Origin of the sequence: Caballeronia glebae, assembly GCF_001545035.1 — a bacterium.
Classification (GTDB): domain Bacteria; phylum Pseudomonadota; class Gammaproteobacteria; order Burkholderiales; family Burkholderiaceae; genus Caballeronia; species Caballeronia glebae.
This window is the reverse complement of the sequence record NZ_FCOJ02000002.1, coordinates 60925-85600: the sequence shown is the minus strand read 5'-3', so window position 1 is coordinate 85600 and position 24676 is coordinate 60925. Positions and strand designations below refer to the sequence as shown.

26 protein-coding genes and 1 other RNA gene are annotated in these 24676 nt (G+C 62.7%); 15 read left to right on the top strand and 12 right to left on the bottom strand.

Annotated elements, in window-relative coordinates; genetic code table 11:
• Window positions 1-201: 201 nt before the first annotated feature.
• The 3 genes from AWB82_RS02025 to AWB82_RS02015 form a co-directional block, all read right to left on the bottom strand.
• Window positions 202-759, bottom strand: coding sequence for a TetR/AcrR family transcriptional regulator (locus AWB82_RS02025; protein ID WP_086965342.1), 558 nt, complete (start codon window positions 757-759; stop codon window positions 202-204).
• A 160-nt stretch (window positions 760-919) separates the two neighbouring features.
• A complete protein-coding gene (gene mnmA, locus AWB82_RS02020) occupies window positions 920-2050 on the bottom strand; it encodes a tRNA 2-thiouridine(34) synthase MnmA (protein WP_086965340.1) in 1131 nt (376 codons plus the stop codon).
• A gap of 7 nt (window positions 2051-2057) precedes the next feature.
• A complete protein-coding gene (locus tag AWB82_RS02015) occupies window positions 2058-2540 on the bottom strand; it encodes an NUDIX hydrolase (RefSeq protein WP_200818021.1) in 483 nt (160 codons plus the stop codon).
• Between the two features lie 223 nt (window positions 2541-2763).
• Here AWB82_RS02015 and AWB82_RS02010 point away from each other — a divergent pair, with 223 nt between their 5' ends.
• The 12 genes from AWB82_RS02010 to ruvB all read left to right on the top strand — a co-directional run bounded on the left by AWB82_RS02010 (window position 2764) and on the right by ruvB (window position 15758).
• A complete protein-coding gene (locus tag AWB82_RS02010) occupies window positions 2764-3909 on the top strand; it encodes a Re/Si-specific NAD(P)(+) transhydrogenase subunit alpha (RefSeq protein WP_086965336.1) in 1146 nt (381 codons plus the stop codon).
• Window positions 3910-3923: 14 nt separating this feature from the next.
• On the top strand, window positions 3924-4244 hold the full coding sequence (locus tag AWB82_RS02005; RefSeq protein WP_061117805.1) for an NAD(P) transhydrogenase subunit alpha: 321 nt from the start codon (window positions 3924-3926) through the stop codon (window positions 4242-4244).
• Entirely contained in the window at window positions 4245-5687 is a 1443-nt protein-coding gene (locus AWB82_RS02000) for an NAD(P)(+) transhydrogenase (Re/Si-specific) subunit beta (protein ID WP_086965335.1), read from the top strand.
• Between the two features lie 548 nt (window positions 5688-6235).
• Window positions 6236-7537, top strand: coding sequence for a THUMP domain-containing class I SAM-dependent RNA methyltransferase (locus tag AWB82_RS01990; protein WP_086965331.1), 1302 nt, complete (start codon window positions 6236-6238; stop codon window positions 7535-7537).
• A gap of 81 nt (window positions 7538-7618) precedes the next feature.
• Window positions 7619-9016: an aminopeptidase P N-terminal domain-containing protein gene (locus AWB82_RS01985; RefSeq protein WP_086965329.1), complete on the top strand. Its 1398-nt coding sequence runs from the start codon at window positions 7619-7621 to the stop codon at window positions 9014-9016.
• 2 nt (window positions 9017-9018) lie between these two features.
• Complete coding sequence (locus AWB82_RS01980; RefSeq protein WP_086965327.1) at window positions 9019-10209, top strand: UbiH/UbiF/VisC/COQ6 family ubiquinone biosynthesis hydroxylase; 1191 nt, start codon at window positions 9019-9021, stop codon at window positions 10207-10209.
• A gap of 214 nt (window positions 10210-10423) precedes the next feature.
• The gene (dusB, locus tag AWB82_RS01975) at window positions 10424-11518 is read left to right on the top strand and encodes a tRNA dihydrouridine synthase DusB (protein ID WP_086965325.1); all 1095 of its coding nucleotides are present in this window, start codon (window positions 10424-10426) and stop codon (window positions 11516-11518) included.
• Entirely contained in the window at window positions 11515-11748 is a 234-nt protein-coding gene (locus tag AWB82_RS01970) for a Fis family transcriptional regulator (RefSeq protein WP_008351548.1), read from the top strand. The genes dusB and AWB82_RS01970 overlap by 4 nt, the downstream gene beginning before the upstream one ends.
• A 64-nt stretch (window positions 11749-11812) precedes the next feature.
• The gene (gene purH / locus AWB82_RS01965; RefSeq protein WP_086965323.1) at window positions 11813-13378 is read left to right on the top strand and encodes a bifunctional phosphoribosylaminoimidazolecarboxamide formyltransferase/IMP cyclohydrolase; all 1566 of its coding nucleotides are present in this window, start codon (window positions 11813-11815) and stop codon (window positions 13376-13378) included.
• 102 nt (window positions 13379-13480) lie between these two features.
• Complete coding sequence (gene ruvC / locus AWB82_RS01960; RefSeq protein ID WP_086965321.1) at window positions 13481-14023, top strand: crossover junction endodeoxyribonuclease RuvC; 543 nt, start codon at window positions 13481-13483, stop codon at window positions 14021-14023.
• Between the two features lie 24 nt (window positions 14024-14047).
• Window positions 14048-14629: a Holliday junction branch migration protein RuvA gene (ruvA, locus tag AWB82_RS01955; protein ID WP_086965319.1), complete on the top strand. Its 582-nt coding sequence runs from the start codon at window positions 14048-14050 to the stop codon at window positions 14627-14629.
• 67 nt (window positions 14630-14696) lie between these two features.
• Window positions 14697-15758, top strand: a complete 1062-nt coding sequence (gene ruvB / locus AWB82_RS01950) for a Holliday junction branch migration DNA helicase RuvB (RefSeq protein ID WP_086965317.1) — start codon at window positions 14697-14699, stop codon at window positions 15756-15758.
• Here ruvB and AWB82_RS01945 read toward each other — a convergent pair.
• The 3 genes from AWB82_RS01945 to tyrS are packed head-to-tail and all read right to left on the bottom strand — an operon-like array spanning window position 15755 to window position 18120.
• The gene (locus AWB82_RS01945) at window positions 15755-16405 is read right to left on the bottom strand and encodes a histidine phosphatase family protein (RefSeq protein ID WP_086965315.1); all 651 of its coding nucleotides are present in this window, start codon (window positions 16403-16405) and stop codon (window positions 15755-15757) included. The two genes, ruvB and AWB82_RS01945, sit on opposite strands and share 4 nt — an antisense overlap.
• Before the next feature lie 13 nt (window positions 16406-16418).
• Complete coding sequence (dtd, locus tag AWB82_RS01940; protein ID WP_086965313.1) at window positions 16419-16877, bottom strand: D-aminoacyl-tRNA deacylase; 459 nt, start codon at window positions 16875-16877, stop codon at window positions 16419-16421.
• Between the two features lie 4 nt (window positions 16878-16881).
• Entirely contained in the window at window positions 16882-18120 is a 1239-nt protein-coding gene (tyrS, locus tag AWB82_RS01935; RefSeq protein WP_086965311.1) for a tyrosine--tRNA ligase, read from the bottom strand.
• A 30-nt stretch (window positions 18121-18150) separates the two neighbouring features.
• On the opposite strand from tyrS, the gene AWB82_RS36920 reads away from it, so the two are divergent.
• Window positions 18151-18390, top strand: coding sequence for a hypothetical protein (locus AWB82_RS36920; protein WP_143756672.1), 240 nt, complete (start codon window positions 18151-18153; stop codon window positions 18388-18390).
• A 116-nt stretch (window positions 18391-18506) separates the two neighbouring features.
• Entirely contained in the window at window positions 18507-19637 is a 1131-nt protein-coding gene (locus AWB82_RS01930; RefSeq protein ID WP_086965593.1) for an anhydro-N-acetylmuramic acid kinase, read from the top strand.
• 121 nt (window positions 19638-19758) lie between these two features.
• On the opposite strand, the gene erpA is transcribed toward AWB82_RS01930, so the two are convergent.
• From erpA to rplM, 3 genes are all read right to left on the bottom strand, one after another.
• Entirely contained in the window at window positions 19759-20124 is a 366-nt protein-coding gene (gene erpA, locus AWB82_RS01925) for an iron-sulfur cluster insertion protein ErpA (RefSeq protein WP_086965309.1), read from the bottom strand.
• 197 nt (window positions 20125-20321) lie between these two features.
• Window positions 20322-20714, bottom strand: a complete 393-nt coding sequence (rpsI, locus tag AWB82_RS01920) for a 30S ribosomal protein S9 (RefSeq protein ID WP_035497678.1) — start codon at window positions 20712-20714, stop codon at window positions 20322-20324.
• 11 nt (window positions 20715-20725) lie between these two features.
• Window positions 20726-21154, bottom strand: coding sequence for a 50S ribosomal protein L13 (gene rplM, locus AWB82_RS01915; protein ID WP_086965307.1), 429 nt, complete (start codon window positions 21152-21154; stop codon window positions 20726-20728).
• Window positions 21155-21736: 582 nt separating this feature from the next.
• Between rplM and AWB82_RS01910 the strand changes: the two genes are divergently transcribed.
• Complete coding sequence (locus tag AWB82_RS01910; RefSeq protein WP_086965305.1) at window positions 21737-22159, top strand: OsmC family protein; 423 nt, start codon at window positions 21737-21739, stop codon at window positions 22157-22159.
• A gap of 65 nt (window positions 22160-22224) precedes the next feature.
• Here AWB82_RS01910 and rnpB read toward each other — a convergent pair.
• From rnpB to pyrC, 3 genes are all read right to left on the bottom strand, one after another.
• Window positions 22225-22639, bottom strand: an RNA gene (gene rnpB, locus AWB82_RS01905) — RNase P RNA component class A.
• Between the two features lie 19 nt (window positions 22640-22658).
• Window positions 22659-23465 (bottom strand): DUF3025 domain-containing protein, encoded by an 807-nt coding sequence (locus AWB82_RS01900; RefSeq protein WP_086965303.1) that lies wholly within the window; start codon window positions 23463-23465, stop codon window positions 22659-22661.
• 10 nt (window positions 23466-23475) lie between these two features.
• Window positions 23476-24549 (bottom strand): dihydroorotase, encoded by a 1074-nt coding sequence (gene pyrC / locus AWB82_RS01895; RefSeq protein ID WP_086965301.1) that lies wholly within the window; start codon window positions 24547-24549, stop codon window positions 23476-23478.
• Window positions 24550-24676: the final 127 nt, after the last annotated feature.

The following is a 24676-nucleotide window of genomic DNA, read 5'->3' as shown; positions in this document are numbered from 1 at the left end:
AGTTTTCGAATGACGCTAAGAAAAAAGCGGTATTCGGCAAATTCAGTTTTTCTTTCTGGAACCGCGCGCCACTGCGGTATCGCCGGACAAAAGCGCCGTCCGATTCAAGAAACGGCCTGATTCCGCCAAAATCTATCTATGCAACGATAGATAATCCCCAGTGAATTCACGGATTTTTCACAAGGTTATCCACAGGCTTATCTACCGCCGAAACGCCTCCGCGACTTCTTCCAGTCGTGAACGCGTCTGAAACAGACGACACGCGAGCAAACTTCCCTGAAGTGCGGCATACAAGGTCCGCGCTGCGGCCTCGGGTTTCCCGCCGGCATCGAGCGTGTCCTGCGCTTCACCTTCGGCGAGCACTTTCGCCAGCCAGTTTTCGTTTGCCTTGTAGAACGACTGCACCGCCTGCCGAACTTTCTGCGGCAGCGACTCGATGTCCGCCGCGAGCATGCCGCAAAGACAGATCTGATTGCCGTCGCCGATGATGCGCCCAAAGAGCTTCGTGTAGCGGTCGAGTTTCTTGTCGGCCGGGGCGGAGCTGTCGATCGCGTAGATCGATGACATCACGTCCGCGCTATACGCGTTCACCGCTTCGAGCGCGAGATCTTCCTTGGTCGGGAAGTAATAGTGAATGCTCGACGTCTTCACGCCGACCAGTTCGGACAAATCGCGATAGCTGAAACCGTTGTAGCCGCGCGTCATCAGGAGCGTCTGCGCGTGGTCCAGAAGTGCTTCGCGTACCGTGTTTTTATCCATGTCTTGCGCCTTTCGCAATGTTCTTGCTCCGGTTCTTACACTTATCCCTGCACTCGATGTGCGTATCTTTATCTACTCCTAGATAGACCGTCAAGCGACTGTTTCAAAAAAGCTTTATCGGCGCGGTGATAAAAAACCCCGACCGGAGTCGGGGCCGATACTAGCGCGCCGCGGCAAGCACCGCAGCTTCGGGCGACTCGCGCCCCGTCACCGCGTGCTCGATGATGCCGCCGCCCAGACACACATCGCCCTGATACAGCACGGCGGATTGTCCCGGCGTCACGGCCCATTGGGCGTCGTCGAACTGGAGCGCGAAGCGGCCATCGTCCGCACTAGCGAAGCTGCACGCGGCATCTTGCTGCCGATAACGCGTCTTCGCGCCGCACTTGACGCCTTCTTCCGGCGCGAAGCCCGCGACCCAGCTCGTATTTCCCGCGACGAGCGTCGGCGAAAGCAGCCACGGATGATCGTGCCCTTGCACGACATACAGCGTGTTCGTGGCCATGTCCTTGCCCGCGACGAACCACGGTTCGCCGCTGCCGTCTTTCGCCCCGCCGATGCCGATGCCTTTTCGCTGCCCGAAGGTGTAAAACGCGAGGCCGATATGCTCGCCGACGATCTTGCCCTCGTCCGTCTTCATCGGGCCGGGTTTGGTCGGCAGATAGCGGTTCAAAAATTCGCGGAATGGCCGTTCGCCGATGAAGCAGATGCCAGTCGAGTCCTTTTTCTTCGCGTTCGGCAGGCCGATCTGTTCGGCGATCTCGCGCACTTTCGTCTTCGGGATTTCGCCGAGCGGGAACAGCGTCTTCGACAATTGCGCCTGATTCAGCCGATGCAGGAAGTACGACTGATCCTTGGTCGAATCGGTGGCCTTGAGCAACTGGAAGAGCCCGTCCTGTTCGCGCACGCGCGCGTAGTGGCCCGTCGCGATGGTTTGCGCGCCGAGCGAGATCGCGTGATCGAGGAACGCCTTGAACTTGATTTCGGCGTTGCACAGCACGTCCGGATTGGGCGTGCGGCCGGCCGAATATTCGCGCAGAAACTCCGCGAACACGCGGTCCTTGTATTCGGCGGCGAAGTTGACCGCTTCGACATCGATGCCGATCAGATCCGCGACCGACACCACGTCGATCCAGTCCTGCCGGGTCGAGCAGTATTCGCCGTCGTCGTCGTCTTCCCAGTTCTTCATGAAAAGGCCGACGACGTCGTAGCCTTGTTCCTTCAAAAGCCATGCCGTCACGGACGAATCCACGCCGCCCGACATGCCCACCACCACTCTTTTCTTGCTCATAGGGATATCACGCCCGCACCACCGGCGCGACCGAATGCGTGTGAATGAAATCGAGCGGCACGCGCCGCCCGGATAAATAATCGTCGACACATTTCATCACGAGCGGCGTCCGATGCCGGTCGACGGATGCGCGCAGTTCGTCGGCGCTGAGCCACATCGCGCGCACGATGCCTTGGTCGAGCGAACGGCCGCTCTCTTCGCCCAGCGACTTGCCGCAGAACGTGAAGCGCAGATACGTGACGTCGCGGCCCGGCCGCGCGAAGTGCGTCATATATGCGCCGACGAGCGCCTCGGGCTCGAAGCGATGCGCCGTTTCCTCGAACGTTTCGCGGATCACCGCTTCGGCGAGCGTTTCGCCTGCTTCGAGATGACCGGCCGGTTGGTTAATGCGCAGTCCGGCGGACGTGTGCTCTTCGATAACGAGGAAACGTCCGTCGCGCTCGACGATGGCGGCCACCGTAACGTGGGGGGCCCAAGTGTCTGATTTCATGGTGAGATATTTTACCGTTCCGGAGGCGATCACGCGCGAGCGTTCTAAGGGTAAGCGCTGACGGCCGGTATGCGGAACGAGTGCCGGATCGGATTCTTGCGCGCGCATTCTTCGGTTACAGTTGCGATAGCCGTAAGTTCCAGCATTTGAAATAAAACTCAGCCTTAAGCCTTCCTGATCCTTGCCCGGGTGACGGAGGCAACAAAGACAGGAGGATTACAAGATGCACATCGGAGTGCCTGCTGAAACGCGGGCGAATGAGGCGCGAGTCGCCGCCACGCCCGAAACGGTCAAAAAGCTCGTCACGCAAGGACATCGTGTTTCCGTCCAGAGCGGCGCGGGCTTGCCGGCAAGCTATATCGACGATGCGTTCGCTCAGGCGGGCGCGGATCTCGTCGATGCCGCCACGGCCTTTTCCGCCGAGATCGTCCTCAAGGTGCAATCGCCCAGCGAAAGCGAACTGGCGATGCTCAAACCGGGCGCCGTGCTCATCGGCATGCTCGATCCTTTCAATACGGAGAACACAGCTCGGCTCGCGTCGTCGGGCGTCACCGCGTTCGCGCTCGAAGCCGCGCCGCGCACCACGCGCGCGCAAAGTCTCGACGTGCTGTCGTCGCAGGCGAACATCGCCGGATACAAGGCGGTGTTGATGGCCTGCCAGTATTACCAGCGCTTCATGCCGATGCTGATGACCGCCGCCGGCACCGTGAAAGCGGCGCGCGTGCTCGTGCTCGGGGCGGGCGTCGCGGGCTTGCAGGCGATCGCGACGGCCAAGCGGCTCGGCGCGGTCGTCGAAGCATCCGACGTGCGCCCGGCCGTGAAGGAGCAGATCGAGTCGCTAGGCGGGAAATTCGTCGACGTGCCTTTCGAAACCGACGAGGAACGCGAGGCGGCGGTCGGCGTCGGCGGATACGCGCGGCCGATGCCGCCAAGCTGGCTCGCGCGACAAGCGGCGCAAGTGCACGAACGCGCGAAGGCGGCGGACATCGTCATCTCGACCGCGCTGATTCCCGGGCGTCCCGCGCCGACGCTGATTTCCGTCGAAACGGTCAAGCACATGAAGCCGGGCTCGGTGATCATCGATCTCGCCGCCGGACGCGGTCCCGAGTTCGAGGGCAAAAAAGGCGGCAACTGCCCGCTCACCGAGGTCGATCAAGTGGTGATGAAGCACGGCGTGCATATCGTCGGTCACACGAATCTCGCTTCGATGGTCGGCGCCGATGCCTCCGCGCTCTACGCCCGCAATCTCCTCGACTTCCTGAAGCTGATCCTCACCAAGGAAGGCACGCTCAACATCGATCTTGCGGACGATATCGTCGCGGCCACGCTCCAGTGCCGCGACGGACAAGTCGCCCGCGCCACGGCCTGAACACGGAGACGCACATGGATGTCATCAATCACACGGTGATCAACCTCATCATCTTCGTGCTGGCCATCTACGTCGGCTACCACGTGGTGTGGAACGTCACGCCCGCGCTGCATACGCCGCTGATGGCCGTGACCAACGCGATTTCGGCGATCGTCATCGTCGGCGCGATGCTCGCGGTCGGTCTGACGGTCGGCGTCGCGGGCAAGTTTTTCGGCACGCTCGCCGTGCTGCTCGCGGCGGTGAACGTGTTCGGCGGCTTTCTCGTCACACGGCGAATGCTCGAAATGTTCAAGAAGAAGGAACCGAAGAAGATCGTGAGCAAGGAGGGTGCGTAAATGAGCCTGAACGTCGTCACTCTCTTGTATCTCGTCGCCTCGGTGTGCTTCATTCAGGCGCTCAAAGGCTTGTCCAATCCGAAGACCGCGCGCATCGGCAATACGTTCGGCATGGCGGGCATGACGATCGCCATTCTCACCACGCTCGCGCTGATCGTGAAACAGGCCGCTTATCTCGAAGCGAATCTGGCGCTCGGGCTTTCGCTGCTGTTCGTCGCGCTGATCATCGGCGGCGGCGCGGGCGCGTACATCGCGGCGAAAGTCGAAATGACGAAGATGCCCGAACTCGTCGCGGCGATGCACTCGCTGATCGGTCTCGCGGCGGTGTGCATCGCGTATGGCGTGGTGGCCGAACCCGCCGCGTTCGGACTCGCGCCGCTGGGCGAGCCGATTCCGTACGGCAATCGCGTCGAGTTGTTCATCGGCACGTTCGTCGGCGCGATCACGTTCTCGGGTTCGGTCATCGCGTTCGGAAAACTGTCGGGCAAGTACAAGTTCCGGCTCTTTCAGGGCGCGCCGGTCGTGTACTCGGGGCAGCATCTGATCAACCTGCTGCTCGCCATCGCGATGATCGGCTTCGGCGTGATCTTCATGCTCACCGAAGCGTGGCTGCCGTTCATCATCATGACGCTCATCGCGTTCGCGCTGGGTGTGCTGATCATCATTCCGATCGGCGGCGCGGACATGCCGGTGGTCGTGTCGATGCTCAACTCGTACTCGGGCTGGGCGGCGGCGGGCATCGGCTTCTCGCTGAACAATCCGATGCTGATCATCGCGGGTTCGCTCGTCGGCTCGTCGGGCGCGATTCTGTCGTACATCATGTGCCGCGCCATGAACCGGTCGTTCTTCAACGTGATTCTCGGCGGCTTCGGCGGCGAGGCGGGCGGTGCGGTTGCCGGCGGCTCGACGGAGCAGCGTCCGGTCAAATCCGGTTCCGCCGATGACGCCGCGTTCATGCTCGGCAACGCGGAAAGCGTGGTGATCGTGCCGGGTTACGGCCTCGCGGTCGCGCGCGCGCAGCACGCGTTGAAGGAGCTGACCGACAAGCTGGTCGAGAAAGGCATCGATGTGCGGTACGCGATTCACCCGGTCGCGGGGCGCATGCCGGGGCATATGAACGTGCTGCTGGCCGAAGCCGAAGTGCCTTACGAGATGGTTCAGGAGATGGACGAAATCAACAGCGAATTCGGCCAGACGGACGTGGTGCTCGTGCTCGGCGCAAACGACGTGGTGAACCCCGCCGCGAAGACCGATCCGAAATCGCCGATCGCTGGCATGCCGATTCTGGAAGCGTACAAGGCGCGCACGATCATCGTGAACAAGCGCTCGATGGCGGCGGGTTACGCCGGTCTCGACAACGAACTGTTCTATATGGACAAGACGATGATGGTGTTCGGCGATGCGAAGAAGGTCGTGGAGGAGATGATGAAGGCGGTGGAGTGAAAATGTAAATTTGTTAGTCCGAGAACCGCACCACTCGGGTATGAGTGGTACGGTTTTCGACTGGCAAATTCTTCCCCCGCACCATGCGTTATTTATTTAGTAGAACTTTCGGTAGCCGCGAAAAACGGTATTACATGCGGCAATTAATGTTTGGACTGATCTTCCCCGCATTTTTCTTGTAAAGGTTGTTGCATGGGGAACGTCCGTTGACACTGCAAACCTGTCTCGTATTGATCCTTTTTTTGGCGAACACCCTTCTCTATCCCTATGCGAGGTTTGTCTATGAAGGGGTGGTTCGCTACATCGTCGGAGACAACATTTTCGTGTTTCCAGTACTGTTGGTACTGCCCGTAAAAGTATTGATGATGATCTTGTGTTGGGTGTTTGCGATTTTCATTTCGCCCGTGGGCCTCATATATCTGTACTTCAGCAGCGTAAAAAGCCCGGGGTAAGTCCTTCGGTGGAAATCTGACTGTTCCTTGACTAGTAGTGAGGGGGCGGTGTTAGCCGCGTACAATACCGCCTTTACTCGTCCGAAAAAGCAGCTCATGTCCTCCCCTCTCTTCGACTGGTTTGTCCCCTGCCCGCGCGGTCTCGAAGCGCCGCTCGCCGCCGAGCTCACGGAGATCGGAGAGCGACACGTGGCGGGCGCGCCGCTGTCCGGCGGCGGATCGCTGAATGTCGGCGCGCAAGTGCCCGGCGGCGTGCACTTTCGAGGCGGCTGGGTCGCGGGCATGGCGGCGAATCTGCATTCGCGCATCGCGAGCCGCGTGCTGCTGAAAGTCGCGCAAGGCGCGTATCGCAACGAGCACGATATTTACGAACTCACGCATCAACAGCGCTGGGAGCAATGGTTCACGCCCAGCCAGACGATGCGCGTCGATCTCACCGCGATCAAATCGCCGGTGAAGAGTCTCGAATTCACGACGCTGCGCGTGAAGGACGCCGTCTGCGACCGCCTGCGCGACGTGGCCGGCGCGCGCCCGAGCATCGACACCGCGCAGCCCGACGTCCGCGTGTTCGCGTTCCTCACGATGAACGAGTGCACGCTCTATCTCGACACGTCCGGCGAACCGCTCTTCAAACGCGGCTGGCGTCTGGACAAGGGCGCCGCTCCGCTGCGCGAAAATCTCGCGGCGGGCATCCTGCGCCTCACCGGTTGGACGCCCGGCACGCCGCTGTTCGATCCCATGTGCGGCAGCGGCACCTTCCTGGCCGAAGCGGCGCAAACGGCGCTCAACATCGCGCCGGGCAACGACCGGCGCTTCGGCTTCGAAAAGCTGAAGCCGTTCCATCCGGGCATGTGGCAAAAGCTCAAGACGGCCGCGCTCGAACAACGCCGTGCCGCCCGCGCGTCGCAAGCCGAGCTAAGCATTTTCGGCAGCGACATCTCCGGCGACATGCTCGAAAAAGCGCGCGCGAACCTGGGCCGCGCCGGTATCACCGACCTCTCGCTCAAACAGATCGACGCCCGCAACATGGTCCCGCCGACCGACGCACCCGGCATCCTTATAGCGAATCCTCCGTACGGCGAGCGCATCGAAGTGCGCGGGCGCGGTCCGCGCGGGGAAATTCGCGATACGCCGCGCTCCCGCCAGGACGATGACGCCTTTGCTCGCGCCCAACCCGATCCGATCGACACCGAGTTCTTCATCTCGTTCGGCAACGCGCTCAAACAGCGCTTTCCGGGATGGCGCGCCTACGTGCTCACGTCCGACCGCAAGCTGCCGGGCTTGCTGCGGCTGCGTGAATCGACGAAAACGCCGCTTTTCAACGGCGCGCTTGAATGCCGCCTGTTCCGCTTCGATCTGATCGCGGGCAGCGTGCGGAATCGTCCCGCTGGCGAATGAGTATGCGGCGCGGTGAGCGGCCGCGCCACCAGGCCGAATGGCCGAGTGCCGCCGTCGCGAAGCCGGCGCTACAATCGGCGCATGAACTCACCGACCGAACTCGCCAGTCCCATCGCCGTCGACATCTACCGTGCGCGTCGCGAGCGCGTGCTCGCCGTGCTGCGTGCGCAAGGCGGCGGCGTCGCCATCGTGCCGACCGCGCCGGAAGTCATGCGCAACCGCGACGCGGACTACCCCTTCCGTCACGACAGCTACTTTTACTATCTGACGGGCTTCAACGAACCCGAAGCGACGCTCGTGCTGAACGCGAGCGCGCACGACGGCGAGCCCGCGTCGATCCTCTTCTGTCGCGAAAAGAACGCGGAGCGCGAAATCTGGGAAGGGTTCCGCTTCGGCCCCGACGCCGCGCGCGACGCATTCGGTTTCGACGCCGCGCTTCCCATCGATGTACTCGACGAAGAAATGCCCCGCCTGATCGCCGACAAGCCCGCGCTGCACTACGCGCTCGGCACCTCGGCGGAACTGGATGCCCGCGTGCGCGACTGGCTCGCCGCCGTGCGCGCGCAAAGCCGCACCGGCGTGCGCGCTCCCGCCCGCGCCGAGAATCTGTTGCCGGTTCTCGACGAAATGCGCCTCGTGAAAGACGCGCATGAAATCTCGATCATGCGCCGCGCGGCATCGATTTCCGCCGAAGCGCACCGTCGCGCGATGCGTGCGTGCCGCCCGGGCATGCGCGAGTACGAGATCGAAGCCGAGCTGCTCTACACATTCCGCCGCCACGGCGCGCAGGCGCCGGCGTACGGTTCTATCGTCGCGGCGGGCGCGAATGCCTGCGTGCTGCACTACCCGGCCGGCAACGCGATCGCGCGCGATGGCGACCTCATTCTCATCGATGCCGCGTGCGAGCTCGACGGCTACGCATCCGACATCACGCGAACCTTCCCTGCGAGCGGCCGTTTCACGCCGGCGCAACGCGAACTCTACGACATCGTGCTGGCCGCGCAAGCCGCCGCCATCGACGCGACGCGCGCCGGCGTCAGCTTCGACGCGCCGCATCAGGCCGCGTTGAAAGTGTTGTCGCAAGGCTTGCTCGATACCGGCATCCTCGACAAGGCGAAGTTCGGCAGTGTCGACGACGTCCTCGCGCAACGCGCCTACGCGCGCTTCTATATGCATCGCACGGGACACTGGATCGGCATGGACGTGCACGACGCGGGCGAATATCGCGAAGCCGACGGCCCGCTCGACGAGCAAGGCATGCGTGCCTGGCGCACGCTGCTTCCCGGCATGTCCCTCACGATCGAGCCGGGTCTTTACGTGCGCGCAGCCGAAGACGTGCCGGAACGGTATTGGAACATCGGCATCCGCATCGAAGACGACGCCATCGTCACCGAAAATGGCTGCGAGCTGATCACGCGCGAAGTGCCCGTCGCCGCCGATGAAATCGAAGCGCTGATGCGCGAATCAAACGCAAACTGATCATGACCGACGTTCAAGGCATCGAACCGCATTTCGATTACGACATCGCCATCGTCGGCGCGGGACCGGTCGGCCTCGCGCTCGCCGGATGGCTCGCCCGGCGCAGCGCGACATCGCGGCTGTCCATCGCGCTGATCGACGCGCGCACGCCTGACGCCGCCGCCCACGACCCGCGCGCGCTCGCGCTCTCGCACGGCAGCCGCGTGATGCTCCAGCCGCTCGGCTTTCCCGGCGACGCCACGCCGATCCGCCGCATCCACGTGTCGCAGCGCGGGCACTTCGGCCGCACGCTGATCGAGCACGACGAGCACGAGTTGCCCGAACTGGGCTACGTGGTGCGCTACGGCTCGCTCGTCGGCGCGCTCGCCGATGCGGTGCGCGCGACGAAAGTCGACTGGCTCACCGATACCTCCGCCCTCGCGCCGCTGCAGGACAACGACGGCGTCACGCTGCCACTGCAATCCGCGAGCGGCGCGCGCACGATTCGCGCGAAGGTGCTCGTGAACGCCGAAGGCGGCCTTTATCAGAAAGGCGAGCCCGCCGATGAGCGCCGCGCGAGAGACTACGGCCAGACGGCGATCGTCGGCACGGTGAGCGTGTCCGATCCGCGCGCGAATGTCGCGTGGGAGCGCTTCACGCAAGAAGGGCCGATCGCGCTTTTGCCGTGCGGCGGCCAACGTCACGCAGACTACGCGCTCGTCTGGTGCTGCTCGCCCGACGAAGCCGCGCGCCGCATGCAACTCGACAACGACACGTTCCTCGCCGAACTCGGCGCTGCGTTCGGCACGCGCATGGGCCGCTTCACGCGCATTGCGTCGCGCGCGGCTTTCCCGCTCGGGCTGACTGCCCTCGACGTGCTCGTCGACCGGCGCACGGTTGCGATCGGCAATGCCGCGCAGACGCTGCATCCCGTCGCGGGTCAGGGCCTGAATCTCGGCCTGCGCGACGCGCTGGCGCTCACCGACGCGCTTTCCGCTGACGGTCCGCGCCCGCTCGCGCTGGCCCGTTTCGCGCAGCGCCGCGCGCTCGACCGGCGTCTCACGATCGGCGCCACCGACACGCTCGCACGCATTTTCACGGTGGATTTCCCGCCGTTTGCAGCGATGCGCGGCCTCGCGCTGACCGCGCTCGAATTCCTCCCGCCGCTAAAAACCGCCCTCGCCCGTCAGATGATGTTCGGTCAGCGGCGCTGATCGAGCACGAAAAAAGGGCAATCGTCTACGCCGAGTGAAGGAACTTATCCTCTATGAACGCACGCGCTTTCATAGAAGATTTAATGACTTGCATGCGATTGCTCTTAATTTCAGCACGCGCTTCGCGTTAAAATAGCTGTTTCCCCTTCCGCAACGTTGCATCCGCCTGACGCGGCTTTCGCCGGCATCGACAGCGCGGATCGTTTTAGCCTTCATGCCCACAATCGGTTCACACGTCCTGCGCAATAACCTGTTCGTCGCCCCGATGGCAGGCGTCACCGACCGCCCGTTCCGGCAGCTCTGCAAGCGCATGGGCGCGGGCTACGCCGTGTCGGAGATGGTCGCGTCGAACGCGCAGTTGTGGAAAAGCGAGAAGACCATGCGCCGCGCCAACCACGCGGGCGAGGTCGAGCCGATTTCCGTGCAGATCGCGGGCGCCGATCCGCAGATGCTCGCCGAAGCCGCGCGCCATAACGTCGCGAACGGCGCGCAGATCATCGACATCAATATGGGCTGCCCGGCGAAGAAGGTGTGCAACGTGGCCGCGGGATCGGCGCTGCTGCAGAACGAGCCGCTGGTCGCGCGCATCGTCGAAGCCGTCGTGCAGGCGGTCGGCGTGGGGCCGGACGCGGTGCCCGTTACGCTCAAGATTCGCACGGGGTGGAATCGCGAGAACAAGAACGCGCTGACCATCGCGCGGATCGCGCAGGACGCGGGCATTTCGATGCTCACGGTCCACGGCCGCACGCGCGCCGATCTCTACAAGGGCGACGCCGAGTACGACACCATCGCGGCCGTGAAGGCATCGGTGAAAATTCCGGTGGTCGCGAACGGCGACATCGCCACGCCCGAAAAAGCGCGCGCCGTGCTCGCGGCAACGAGCGCCGACGCCATCATGATCGGCCGCGCGGCGCAGGGGCGTCCGTGGCTCTTTCGCGAGATCGAGCATTTTTTGAAGACCGGCGAGCGCCTGCCGCCGCCGCGCATCGACGAGATCCAGCAGGTGATGAACGAGCACCTCGAAGATCACTACGCCTTTTACGGGGAATTCACGGGCGTTCGGACTGCGCGCAAGCATATCGGCTGGTACACTCGCGGCCTTTCCGGCGCCAACACCTTCCGACACCGGATGAATACGCTGGACACGACCAAAGAACAATTGCTCGCTGTCAACGAATTCTTTGCCGCGCAAAAGGCGTTGTCGGACCGTCTCGTCTACGTGGACGAAGCCGGCGACGCCGAAGACGCGGACGGGGAAGAATCGTGCGGCGGGCTCAACAACACGACAGACCCACTGATTGCCGCATGAGCAGACATAACATCGAACAATGCGTCCGCCAGAGCCTCGACAACTACTTTCAGGATCTGGACGGCTCCAACCCGCACGACGTGTACGACATGGTGATTTCGTGCGTGGAAAAACCGATGCTCGAAGTAGTGCTTGAGCAGGCGGGCGGAAACCAATCGCTCGCGGCCGAGTATCTCGGCATCAACCGCAACACCTTACGCAAGAAGCTTCAGCAGCACGGATTGATTTGATTCTTCGGACTGAGGCGCGCGCCTTGGTCCGGCCTGGTTTCCCTTTTCGATTTCAGTGTCCATCATGATCAAGCAAGCGCTCCTCTCCGTTTCCGACAAATCCGGCATCGTCGATTTCGCCAAATCGCTGTCGGCGCTCGGCGTCAAGCTCCTCTCGACCGGCGGCACGGCGAAACTGCTCGCCGACGCTGGCCTGCCCGTGACCGAAGTCGCCGATTACACCGGCTTTCCGGAAATGCTCGACGGGCGCGTGAAGACGCTGCATCCGAAGGTTCACGGCGGCATTCTCGCGCGTCGCGACCTGCCCGAGCACATGGCGGCGCTGGAAAAGCACGAGATTCCGACCATCGATTTGCTGGTCGTGAACCTGTACCCGTTCGTGCAGACGGTGTCGAAGGAAGAGTGCTCGCTGGAAGACGCGATCGAGAACATCGACATTGGCGGTCCGACGATGCTGCGCTCGGCGGCGAAGAATCATCGCGACGTGACGGTGATCGTCGATCCGGCCGACTACGCCGCCGTGCTCGACGAGATGCGCGCGAACAATAATGCCGTCGGCTACAAGACGAACTTCCGTCTCGCGACGAAGGTGTTCGCGCACACCGCGCAGTACGACGGAGCGATCACGAACTATCTGACGAGCCTGACCGAGGAACTGCGGCATTCGAGCCGCAACACCTATCCGGCGACGTTCAACCTGGCGTTCGAGAAGGTGCAGGATCTTCGATACGGCGAGAATCCGCATCAAAGCGCGGCGTTCTACCGCGATCTTTCCGTGCCGGCCGGCGCGCTCGCGAACTACGAGCAGTTGCAGGGCAAGGAGCTGTCGTACAACAACATCGCCGATTCCGACGCCGCGTGGGAATGCGTGAAAACGTTCGATGCGCCCGCCTGCGTCATCATCAAGCACGCGAATCCGTGCGGCGTGGCGGTCGGCGCGAACGCGGCCGAAGCGTACTCGAAGGCGTTCCAGACGGACCCGACTTCCGCATTCGGCGGCATCATCGCCTTCAACCGCGAAGTCGACGAAGCGTCGGCGCAGGCGGTCGCGAAACAGTTCGTCGAAGTGCTGATCGCGCCGTCGTTCAGCGAAGCGGCGCGCGCCGTGTTCGCGGCGAAGCAGAACGTGCGCCTCTTGCAGATCGCGCTCGGCAACGGCCACAACGCGTTCGATCTGAAGCGCGTCGGCGGCGGTCTGCTCGTGCAATCGCTCGACGCGAAGAACGTGCAGCCGCACGAGTTGCGCGTCGTGACGAAGCGCCATCCGACGCCCAAGGAAATGGACGATCTGATGTTCGCGTGGCGCGTGGCGAAGTTCGTGAAGTCGAACGCGATCGTGTTCTGCGCGAACGGCATGACGATGGGCGTCGGCGCGGGCCAGATGAGCCGCGTGGATTCCGCGCGCATCGCGGGCATCAAGGCACAGAACGCCGGTCTCACGCTGAACGGCTCGGCGGTGGCATCGGATGCGTTCTTCCCGTTCCGCGACGGCCTCGATGTCGTCGTGAACGCGGGCGCGACCTGCGTGATCCAGCCGGGCGGCTCCATGCGCGACGACGAAGTTGTCGCCGCGGCCGACGAACATAATGTCGCGATGATTTTCACGGGCACGCGTCATTTCCGCCATTAATCGCGGTCGGTTCATTTAAGATTGGCCTGTTTGCGCTTCGCACGGCGCAAACAGGCCTTTTTGATTTGGAAGCCGTACCAGCCGGAACGCACCACACAACGAATGAGAATCCTCGGCATCGACCCCGGCCTGCGCGTAACGGGCTTTGGCATCATCGACAAGACGGGGCACACGCTCAACTACGTGACGAGCGGCGTCATCAAGACAGCCGATGCCGATCTGCCTTCGCGTCTCAACACCATTTTCAGCGGCATCTCGACGCTCGTCGCGCAGCACAATCCGGATCAGGCGGCGATCGAAAAAGTCTTCGTCAACGTGAATCCGCAATCGACGCTGCTGCTCGGACAGGCGCGCGGCGCCGCGATCTGCGGGCTCGTCGCGAGCGGCGTGCCGGTTGCCGAATACACGGCGCTACAACTGAAGCAGGCCGTCGTCGGCTACGGACGCGCGACCAAGGAACAAATGCAGCAAATGGTCGTGCGCCTGCTCGCCCTTTCCGGCGTGCCCAGCACAGACGCCGCCGACGCGCTCGGCATGGCGATCTGCCATGCGCACGGCGGGACCGGTCTCGCGGCGCTGGGTGACATCGCGCCGGGGCTCGCGAAGAAAGGCTTGCGCGTGCGGCGTGGCCGTCTCATCGGCTAAATCTCTTTTACGAAATACCCAAACATGATCGGTCGCATCGCCGGCGTTCTGCTGGAAAAAAATCCGCCGCATTTGCTCGTCGACTGCAACGGCATCGGCTACGAAATCGACGTGCCGATGAGCACGTTCTACAACCTGCCGAATCTGGGCGAAAAAGTCGTGCTGCTCACGCAGTTGATCGTGCGCGAAGACGCGCATCTGATCTATGGCTTTCTCACCGCGCAAGAGCGCTCGACGTTCCGCGAGTTGATGAAGATCAGCGGAATCGGCGCGCGCATGGCGCTGGCGGTGCTCTCGGGCATGAGCGTGCACGAGCTCTCGCAGACCGTGACCACGCAGGATGCCGCGCGCCTCACGCGTGTGCCGGGCATCGGCAAGAAGACGGCGGAGCGCCTGCTGCTCGAACTGAAGGGCAAGCTCGGCGCGGATCTCGGCGCGATCCCGGGCACGGTTTCGCAGTCCGATCACGCGTCCGACATCCTCAACGCGCTGCTCGCGCTCGGCTATTCGGAGAAGGAAGCGCTCGCCGCGGTCAAGAACGTGCCGGCGGGAACGGGCGTGTCCGAGGGCATCAAGCTGGCGCTAAAAGCGCTTTCGAAGGCTTGACGATGGCGATTGGGCCTAACCCATTCGGCCAGATTCGCCGCGGAAAAGCTCGCTGTACAATCGAAAAATGATCGAAACCGACAAACTCGCCGCCGAACGCGTCATCTCGGCCTCGCCCGTCTCGCGCAACGAGGAAGCGTTCGAACGCGCGCTCCGTCCGCACAAGCTCGATGAATACATCGGGCAGGAAAAGGCGCGCGGCCAGCTCGAAATTTTCATCGAGGCGGCCAAGCGCCGCTCCGAAGCGCTCGATCACGTGTTGCTGTTCGGACCGCCAGGGCTCGGCAAGACAACGCTCGCGCACATCATCGCGCGGGAAATGGGTGTGAATCTGCGGCAGACGTCGGGGCCGGTGCTGGAGCGCGCGGGCGATCTCGCCGCGCTGCTCACCAATCTCGAAGCGAACGACGTGCTGTTCATCGACGAAATTCACCGGCTCTCGCCGGTCGTCGAGGAAATCCTGTATCCGGCGCTCGAAGATTATCAAATCGACATCATGATCGGCGAAGGGCCGGCCGCGCGCAGCGTGAAGCTGGATCTTCAGCCGTTCACGCTCGTCGGCGCGACCACGCGCGCGGGCATGCTGACGAATCCGCTGCGCGATCGCTTCGGCATCGTGTCGCGGCTGGAGTTCTATAACGCGAGCGAACTGGCGCGCATCGTGACGCGATCTGCGTCGTTGTTGAAGGCGGAAATCGTGCCGGAAGGCTCGTTTGAAATCGCGAAGCGCGCGCGCGGCACGCCGCGTATCGCGAACCGCCTGCTACGTCGCGTGCGCGACTACGCCGAGGTGAGAGCCGACGGCGTGATCAGCGCCGATGTCGCCGACAAAGCGCTGAAGATGCTCGACGTCGATCCGGTCGGCTTCGACCTGATGGACCGCAAGCTGCTCGAAGCGATTCTCCACAAGTTCGATGGCGGGCCGGTTGGCGTGGATAACCTCGCCGCGGCCATCGGTGAAGAGCGCGACACGATCGAAGACGTGCTGGAACCCTATCTGATTCAGCAGGGCTTTTTGCAGCGCACGCCACGCGGACGCGTCGCCACGATGCTCACGTATCGGCACTTCGGCATCGCGGCGCCGGATGCGGGGCCGATCCGCGATCTTTGGGATGCGAACAGCAGCTAGGCGCGCTTGCGGAGGTTGTCGTCGTCCGTATCCGTCGACAGATGCGCGATATCGCCCCACGACACGACCTTCGCGCCGCCATCGGCGTAGTCCACCACATTGACGCTGCAATTGAGCAGCGGCCAGTTGCGCGGCTCCTGCAACGACAACTTCATCGCGAATCGATAAACGCAATCGAGCACGCCGCCATGCGCGACGACCGCGACACGACCGCCCGCGTGTCCGGCGACAATCGGCTCCATCGCATGCACCACACGGTGATAGAACACGCGCTGCGATTCGCCCTCGCCGGGTGGTGAGAAGCCGGGATCGCGCGTCTGCCATTCGACGTATTCAGCGGGAAACTTGTCGTTGATCTCGTCGCTGTCGTGGCCCTGGAACGCGCCGTAGAAGCGCTCGCGCAGGCTCTGCGATAAACGCACGTCGAGCCCGAGCGCATCCGCGAAAGGACGCGCCGTCTGCTGCGCGCGTTGCAGGTCGCTCGAATAAACCGCGTCGATTTGCCCGTCGCGCGCAAGACGCTGACCGAGTTGTTCCGCCTGTAGAAAGCCGTGCTCGGACAAGGGAATGTCGATATGCCCCTGAATGCGTTTGATGCGATTCCAGTCGGTTTCGCCGTGTCGAATAAAAAGGACCTGCGTCGTCATAGCCATCCTGAAATCAGGGCCGCACTTGCAGCCAGAAAGTGACCGGCCCGTCGTTCACGAGCGACACTTGCATCTCCGCACCGAACTCGCCCGTTTCGACGACCGGATGCTTCGCGCGCGCTTGCGTCACGAAATAGTCGAACAGCCGCTTGCCTTCGTCGGGCGGCGCGGCGGGCGTGAAGCTCGGGCGCAGGCCGCTCGACGTATCCGCCGCGAGCGTGAATTGCGATACCAGCAAGACGCCGCCCGCGCGACCCGCGCCATCCATGTTCGACACGGACAGGTTCATCTTCCCCGCGGCGTCGCTGAACACGCGATACGCGAGCATCTTCGCGAGCAATTTGTCGGCGGCGGCTTCGTTGTCGCCGCGCTCGGCGCAGACCAGCGCGAGCAGGCCCGCTTCGATCGCGCCGGTCACGCGCTCGCCCACGCGCACGTCGGCGCGCTTTACACGCTGAATGAGCGCGATCATCGACTCAGGCGGTCAGCGTGACGCGCGCGAAACGGCGCTTGCCCACCTGCACGACGAACTCGCCCGCCTCGATCTTCAGTGCCTTGTCGGAGACGGTCGCGCCGTCGATCTTCACGCCGCCCTGCTCGATGTTGCGCAGCGCTTCGCTCGTCGAGGGCACGAGCCCCGCCTGCTTCAGCAACTGGCCGATCGCAATCGGCGCGCCCGCGATCGCCACCGTAGGAATGTCGTCCGGCACGCCGCCCTTCGCGCGATGGTTGAAGTCGTCGAGCGCACGCTCGGCATCCGCCGGCGAGTGGAAGCGCGCGACGATTTCCTGCGCGAGCATCACCTTGAAGTCGCGCGGATTGCGGCCGCTTTCGGCTTCGCGTCTGTAGCCTTCGATTTCGCTCATCGGACGGAACGAAAGCAGTTCGAAATAACGCCACATGAGAACGTCCGAAATGCTCATCAGCTTGCCGAACATCTCGGTCGGCTTCTCGCTGATGCCGACGTAATTGTTCTTCGACTTCGACATCTTCTCGATGCCGTCGAGCCCTTCCAGCAACGGCATCGTCAGAATGCACTGCTGCTCCTGGCCGTACTGCTTCTGCAATTCACGGCCCACGAGCAAGTTGAACTTCTGGTCTGTGCCGCCGAGTTCCAGATCCGCGTTCAGCGCGACGGAATCGTAGCCCTGCATCAGCGGGTAGAGGAGTTCGTGGATCGAAATGGGCACGCCGCCCTGGAAGCGCTTGGTGAAGTCTTCGCGCTCCAGAATGCGCGCGACCGTGTAGCGCGACGCGAGCTTGATCATGCCGTCGGCGCCAAGTGGCATGGACCATTCGCTGTTATAACGAATCTCGGTCTTCTCGCGATCCAGCACGAGCGCGGCCTGCTCGAAATACGTCTTCGCGTTCATCTCGATCTGCTCGCGCGTGAGCGGCGGGCGCGTCGCGTTGCGGCCGGACGGATCGCCGATCAGCGACGTGAAATCGCCGATCAGGAAAATGACCTGATGGCCGAGATCCTGCAACTGGCGCATCTTGTTCAGCACGACCGTATGGCCGATGTGGATATCGGGCGCGGTCGGATCGAGACCGAGTTTGATGCGCAGCGGCTTGCCCGTCGCGGCGCTTCTCGCGAGCTTCTGCGCGAATTCGTCTTCGATCAGCAGTTCGTCGCAGCCGCGCTTGGCGATGGCGAGCGCGCTTTGGACATCGTCGGTGATCGGAAAGCTGGACGCGTTGGAATCAGTGGTCATGCTTGCGGCTTGTGAATTCAAAAGGGTTCGATGACCGGCGATGCATCGGCCTGGCCGACGCTCGAAACCGGCGTGGCCGGCGCGGATGCCGCGTCAAAAAGGCGGCGCGCGGAAAACGACGAAATCGCGCGCAATTGCTTGTTCAGGCTCAGGATTTTACGCGATGACGCGACCGTTCGCGCCGTTTCGTGTCTGATCGCGCGGTTTTGCGCGGCAATCGGCCCTTCGGAATGTGCGGCGCAGTTTGGACGGACACCAGATGCATCTTAACGATTCGCTCCTTAACGCGGATAATCGCCGCTTAACCGGCAAACCCCGGCAAACCCCGGCAAACCCGGCAAACCGGCATCGAAGAGGAGAGGAGCGTGGGAAAGAAAACCGAAGCAATCGAAACCGGCAAGTCGGACGGCGTGTACTTCGGTTTGATGTCCGGAACCAGCATGGACGGCGTCGACGGCGTGGCCGTTCAGTTCGCGACGGGCAAGCCGCCCGTGGTGATCGGCGAGGCGCACGTGTCCTTTTCGAAAGGCTTGCGCGATGCGCTCTTCGAACTGCAATCGCCCGGCGACAACGAACTCGAACGCGCAGCGCTCGCGGCGAACGCGCTCGCGACGCGCTATGCCGTCTGCTGCCACGAACTGCAGAGCATGAGCGGCTGCTCGGCGACGAAAGTACGCGCAATCGGCGTGCATGGGCAGACCGTGCGGCATCGGCCGGAAAAGGGTTACACGCGGCAGATCAACAATCCAGCGCTGCTCGCGGAAATGACCAGCATCGATGTGATCGCCGATTTCCGCAGCCGCGACGTCGCCGCGGGCGGCCAGGGCGCGCCGCTCGTTCCGGCGTTCCACGCCACCGTATTCGGCGAAAAGAACGAGACGCGCGTCGTGTGCAATCTGGGCGGCATCAGCAACATTACGATTCTCGCGGCGAGCGGCGAAGTGCGCGGCTTCGATTGCGGCCCGGCAAACGTGCTGATCGACGAATGGGCTTTGCGCCACACCCAGCGCGCATACGACGATGGCGGCCAGTTCGCGGCTCAAGGCCGGATCGACCGGGCGCTTTTGAACGCGTTGCTCGACGAACCGTTCTTCGAACTCGCGCCGCCCAAGAGCACGGGCCGCGATCTGTTCAATCCGGCGTGGATGGACGCGAAACTCGCCGCCTTCGCGAGCCTCGCTCCCGCCGACATCCAGGCGACGCTCACCGCGCTCACCGCCACGACCGTCGCCCGCGAGATTGCGCGACACGCGCCGGACACCCGCGCCGTATATGTGTGTGGCGGCGGTGCGCGCAACCCGGTTCTGATGAAGATGCTCCGGCAGGCGCTCGAAGACGGCGGCGTTCCCGGCGTACCGGTGATGACGACCGAGGCGCTCGGCGTGCCGCCGCAGCAAGTCGAAGCGCTCGCGTTCGCGTGGCTCGCGATGCGCTGCGTCGCGCGCGAACCGGGCAACCTGCCTGCGGTGACGGGCGCGGCGGGCGAGCGCGTCCTCGGCGCGATTTATCCGCACTGACGCGCGCTCAAAAACAAAAACGGAGCCCGCAGGCTCCGTTTCGATCACATCGATTGATGCGCGCTCAAAAACAAAAACGGAGCCCGCAGGCTCCGTTTCGATCACATCGATTGATTCGTGCTCAGACCGAGAACGACGAACCGCAACCGCAAGTCGTGGTGGCGTTCGGATTCTTGATGACGAACTGGGCGCCGTTGAGGTCGTCCTTATAGTCGATTTCCGCGCCGACGAGATACTGATAGCTCATCGAGTCGACGAGCAGTTGCACGCCCGCCTTGTCCAGCACGGTGTCGTCTTCGTTCACTTCTTCGTCGAACGTGAAGCCGTACTGGAAACCCGAGCATCCGCCGCCTTGCACGAACACGCGCAGCTTCAGATCCGGATTGCCTTCTTCGTCGATCAATTGCTTGACCTTCTCCGCTGCCGCGTCGGTAAAGACGAACGGCATCGGCATTTCGGTCGTGGGGGTGTCGCTGACAGCGCTCATTCGAACTCTCCAATTAAGCTTCTAACCGCTATTGTAGGGCTGATCTCAATATCGTGCCGAATGTCCATGGAATCAATGGGCTATATGAAAATTCGACATGTTCCGCGTTTGCGTGCGGCAAAACGAAAAAAAGCCGCCTGCACGTGACGTGCGGGCGGCTTTTGCAGCTTCGCCGGAACTTGCCCGGCGAGAAGCGCTTAACGCTTCGAGAACTGCTTCCTGCGGCGTGCCTTGTGGAAACCGACCTTCTTACGTTCCACTTCACGCGCGTCGCGGGTGACGAAGCCAGCGTTCGACAGTTGCGACTTAAGCGTAGCGTCGTAGTCCATCAACGCGCGCGTGATGCCGTGGCGAACCGCGCCTGCCTGACCCGTTTCACCGCCGCCATTCACGTTGACCTTGATGTCGAACGTGGTGCCGTGGTTCGTGAGTTCCAGCGGCTGACGCACGATCATCAGCGACGTTTCGCGCGAGAAGTAGTCGGCGATGGGCTTGCCATTGACGATGATCTCGCCCTTGCCCGACTTGATGAAGACGCGAGCGACGGCGCTCTTGCGGCGGCCCGTACCGTAGTTCCAGTTACCGATCATGTGGGCTCCCCTTAGATCTCGAGCGCTTTAGGCTGTTGAGCCGTATGCGGATGCGTTGCTTCGGCGTAGACCTTCAGCTTCTTGATCATCGCGTAGCCGAGCGGACCCTTCGGAAGCATGCCCTTGACAGCCTTCTCGAGCGCGCGGCCCGGGAAACGCTCTTGCATCTTGCCGAAAGTCGTTTCGTAAATGCCGCCCGGGTAGCCCGAGTGACGATAGTACTTCTTGTCCGTGGCCTTGTTGCCAGTGACTTTCAGCTTGCCGGCATTGACGATGATGATGAAATCACCAGTGTCGACGTGCGGGGTGAATTCAGGCTTATGCTTGCCGCGAAGACGGCGTGCCACTTCGCTGGCGACACGGCCGAGAACCTTATCCGTCGCGTCAATCACGTACCATTCGCGCGTCACCTCTTCGGCTTTTGCGGAAAACGTCTTCATGATCGATCCAAAAAATTGATCTGCCCAGGTTTGCTCGTTGGAGCTTGTCTTGTTCGGCCCTGCTTATATGAGCGTTCTAGACGCGTGCAGGCTCTCACAAGCCTCTCTTCACGGGCGTGTAGCGAAGAGAACTTTGAATTATAAAGGGAATTGGGTCGCCGCGTCAAAGATTTGCGTCGGGCGGTGCGAGGACGAAAAAAAGCCCAAGCAGCTTGGCTCGGGCTTAATCCACCAAAGGAGGAGGTGGAGGAGACAGGAACGAGTATAGGCACGGCCATGCTGCAAAGCAAGAAGATCTGCATGGTGAAAACGAATTTCACTATTTGAAATTAGAATGAGACGAACGTCAATCAATAAATATCTTTAAATTCATACGCTTGTGCGCGATAAGTGGTAAAAATTCGGAGCGATCTCGATTTAGAGGACTTCCTCGACTGAACCTTCGATCGCAGATGCCAAGACCGCCGCGCCGATTTTCGCTTCGTCAACCGGTAGATGCTCGTAAGCAGCGACCTATGGGAAGTTCCTAAACCGCTACAATGTAGCCTCTGTAATGACGCGCTGAGCAGCTGGAGCCTGAGCATGGAATGCAAAGTTAGCTGGATGGGACAAGACGGCATGGCCTTCGCCGCCGAAACGGGAAGCGGCCATCTCGTGAACATGGATGGCGCGCCCGAAGGCGGCGGCCGCAATCTCGCGCCGCGCCCGATGGAAATGGTCCTGCTCGGCACCGGCGGCTGCACCGCCTACGACGTCGTGATGATCATGAAGAAGAGCCGTCAGGAGATCCAGGGCTGCTCAGTCACGCTGAAGGCCGATCGCGCGAGCGAAGACCCGAAGGTTTTCACGAAGATTCACTTTCACTTCACCGTGACCGGAAAGAATCTGAACCCGGCGACCGTCGAGCGCGCGATCAACCTGTCGCATGACAAGTACTGTTCGGCGTCGATCATGCTGGCGAAGTCGGCGGAGCTCACGCATTCGTTCGAGATCGTCGAAGCGTAATCAGGCCGCAAGCCGAAACGAAAAGAGCCGACGTCGCGAGACGCCGGCTCTTCTCTTTTGAATGACAACAAAGCGGGCCGATAAGCCGGATTTTGTGCACGCGCCGCCCGAAGGCGAACGCGCGTGGCAATCATTCCTCTAGACGCGCCATTGCTGACGCGCTCAAGCTTCCTACCCGCAGACGAAACGGGGGCCCCGTCCTGCATCGCGAGGATGCGCGCCTGCCTATTTGGAATTGCTCCGGGTGGAGGTTACCGTGCCGGAACGTCTCGCGACGCCCGCGGTGCGCTCTTACCGCACCGTTTCACCCTTACCTGATCTCCGGACTTGCGCCCGGAGCCATCGGCGGTTTGCTTTCTGTTGCCCTGTTCCGCGTGTTGCCACGGATGGCCGTTAGCCATCACCCTGCCCTGTGGAGTCCGGACTTTCCTCGCCCTCTTCGGCCGAAACCGTCGAGGCCGCGATTGCCTGGCCCGCTTTGCAACTTACGATTTTAACATCACCGGGAACGGCGGCCCGGGCGGAACACGCAGACGTCGTCATAGAAATCGGGCGATGCGTTCGCCTCCCACCAGCCCGGCACGCCCAGCACAGGCAGCGGCGCGAATGCGCGGCTGTCGAGCGGCCCGGCGTTCAGGCGCTGCGCCACGCGTTCGTCGAGCAGCGCGCGGCGAGCGGCATCGTCGAGTTCGAAATAGTCGGCGGGAACGTCGACGATCCACGCGTGCCCTGTGCACGCCTTGTACGGCGCGACGAGCTTTTCCAGCAGCGCGTGCCCGAAGATGCGCGCCTCGCAGCGTGTGCCCCATGCTGCGCGCTCGTCCGTGAACAGCGTGCGCCAGTCGAAACTGCGCAGCGCATCGGCAAGCGATGCATCGGCGCAAGCGAAGAGCACGGCGTTTTCATCGAAGAGCGTGAGGGCGTCGCGCACGCCGCCGCGCGTCGGTCCAATGCCAAGCGCATCGATCTGCTCCGCCTGGCGCGCGTTGAGCGCCGCTTTGATGCGCGGATACGCGAACCACATCGCGCCGTTGAAGAAATCGTGGAGATTGTGGCGCGTCGGCACGCGGCCGGTCTCCGCGATGTGACCTTCGTAAGACGCCCCCGCCGGCAGCGCTTCCTGCGCGATGAACGCAAGCGGCTTGCCTCGACCGGTGACATGCGCGGCCGCCGCCGCGTCGTCGTTCAACGCCGCGAGATATTCGCCGTAACCGGCGAGCGCCGCCGCCTGCCAGCGCCGGCCGCGCGGCTCGATGGACGCAAGCCACGGCCGCGCCCAGTCGATATCGGCGAAACCCTCGCTCACGTTCGAAAGCTTAATGCGTGTCCACGAAGCGCCAGCCGATCGACTCGCCGCCGCGCAACGGCACGATCGTCGCGTCGCCGGCGGCGAATTCGGCGGGCAGCGTCCACGATCCGCGTTCGAGCGTCACCGTTTCCTTGCTGCGCGGCAGACCGTAGAAGTCCGCGCCGTGAAAGCTCGCGAAGCCTTCGAGCTTGTCGAGTGCGCCGGCCTTGTCGAAGGCTTCGGCATAGAGTTCGAGCGCGTGCAGCGCCGTGTAGCATCCCGCGCAGCCGCATGCGTGCTCTTTCAGGCCCTTCGGATGCGGCGCGCTGTCCGTGCCGAGGAAATAGCGCGGATTGCCCGACGTGGCCGCTTCGACCAGCGCCACGCGATGCGTCTCGCGCTTCAACACCGGCAGGCAGTAGTAATGCGGACGCATGCCGCCGACCAGCATGATGTTGCGGTTGTACAGCAAGTGATGCGCGGTGATCGTCGCGCCGATCGGACCTTCTGCCTCGCGCACGTAATCGGCGGCGTCCTTCGTCGTGATGTGCTCGAACACGATCTTCAGCGCGGGAAAATCGCGGCGCAGCGGCGTCATCACGCGATCGATGAAGACCTTTTCGCGATCGAACACGTCGATGTCGCTATCGGTCACTTCGCCGTGAGTCAGCAAAGGCATGCCGACTTCCTGCATCGCTTCGAGCGTCTTCGCGCATTTGCCGAGGAGATCCGTCACGCCCGCGTCGGAATTGGTCGTCGCGCCCGCCGGATACAGCTTCACGCCATGCACGAAGCCGCTTTCCTGCGCACGGCGGATTTCGTCGGGCGGCGTGTTGTCGGTGAGATAGAGCGTCATCAGCGGCTCGAAGCCGGCTCCCGCGCCTTCTTTCGGCAGCGCGGCCAGAATGCGCTCGCGGTAGGCCGCGGCCATTTCCGTCGTCGTCACGGGCGGCTTCAGGTTCGGCATGATGATCGCGCGGCCGAACTGGCGCGCCGTATGCGGCAAGACGGCGGCGAGCGTCGCGCCGTCGCGCACGTGAAGATGCCAGTCGTCGGGGCGCGCGATCGTGAGCGAATTGGGCGAGGATGAGGTAGCGGACATGGCGTGGTGACGGGGAGCGTTGAAATGGCGCAAGTTCACGCAAGGACAGGAAAAAATCGCCGTGGAAATTCCACAACGCGCGCATCTGCGAGCGTTTGGGCGATTTTTTCGGCTCGACCTCGGTGAT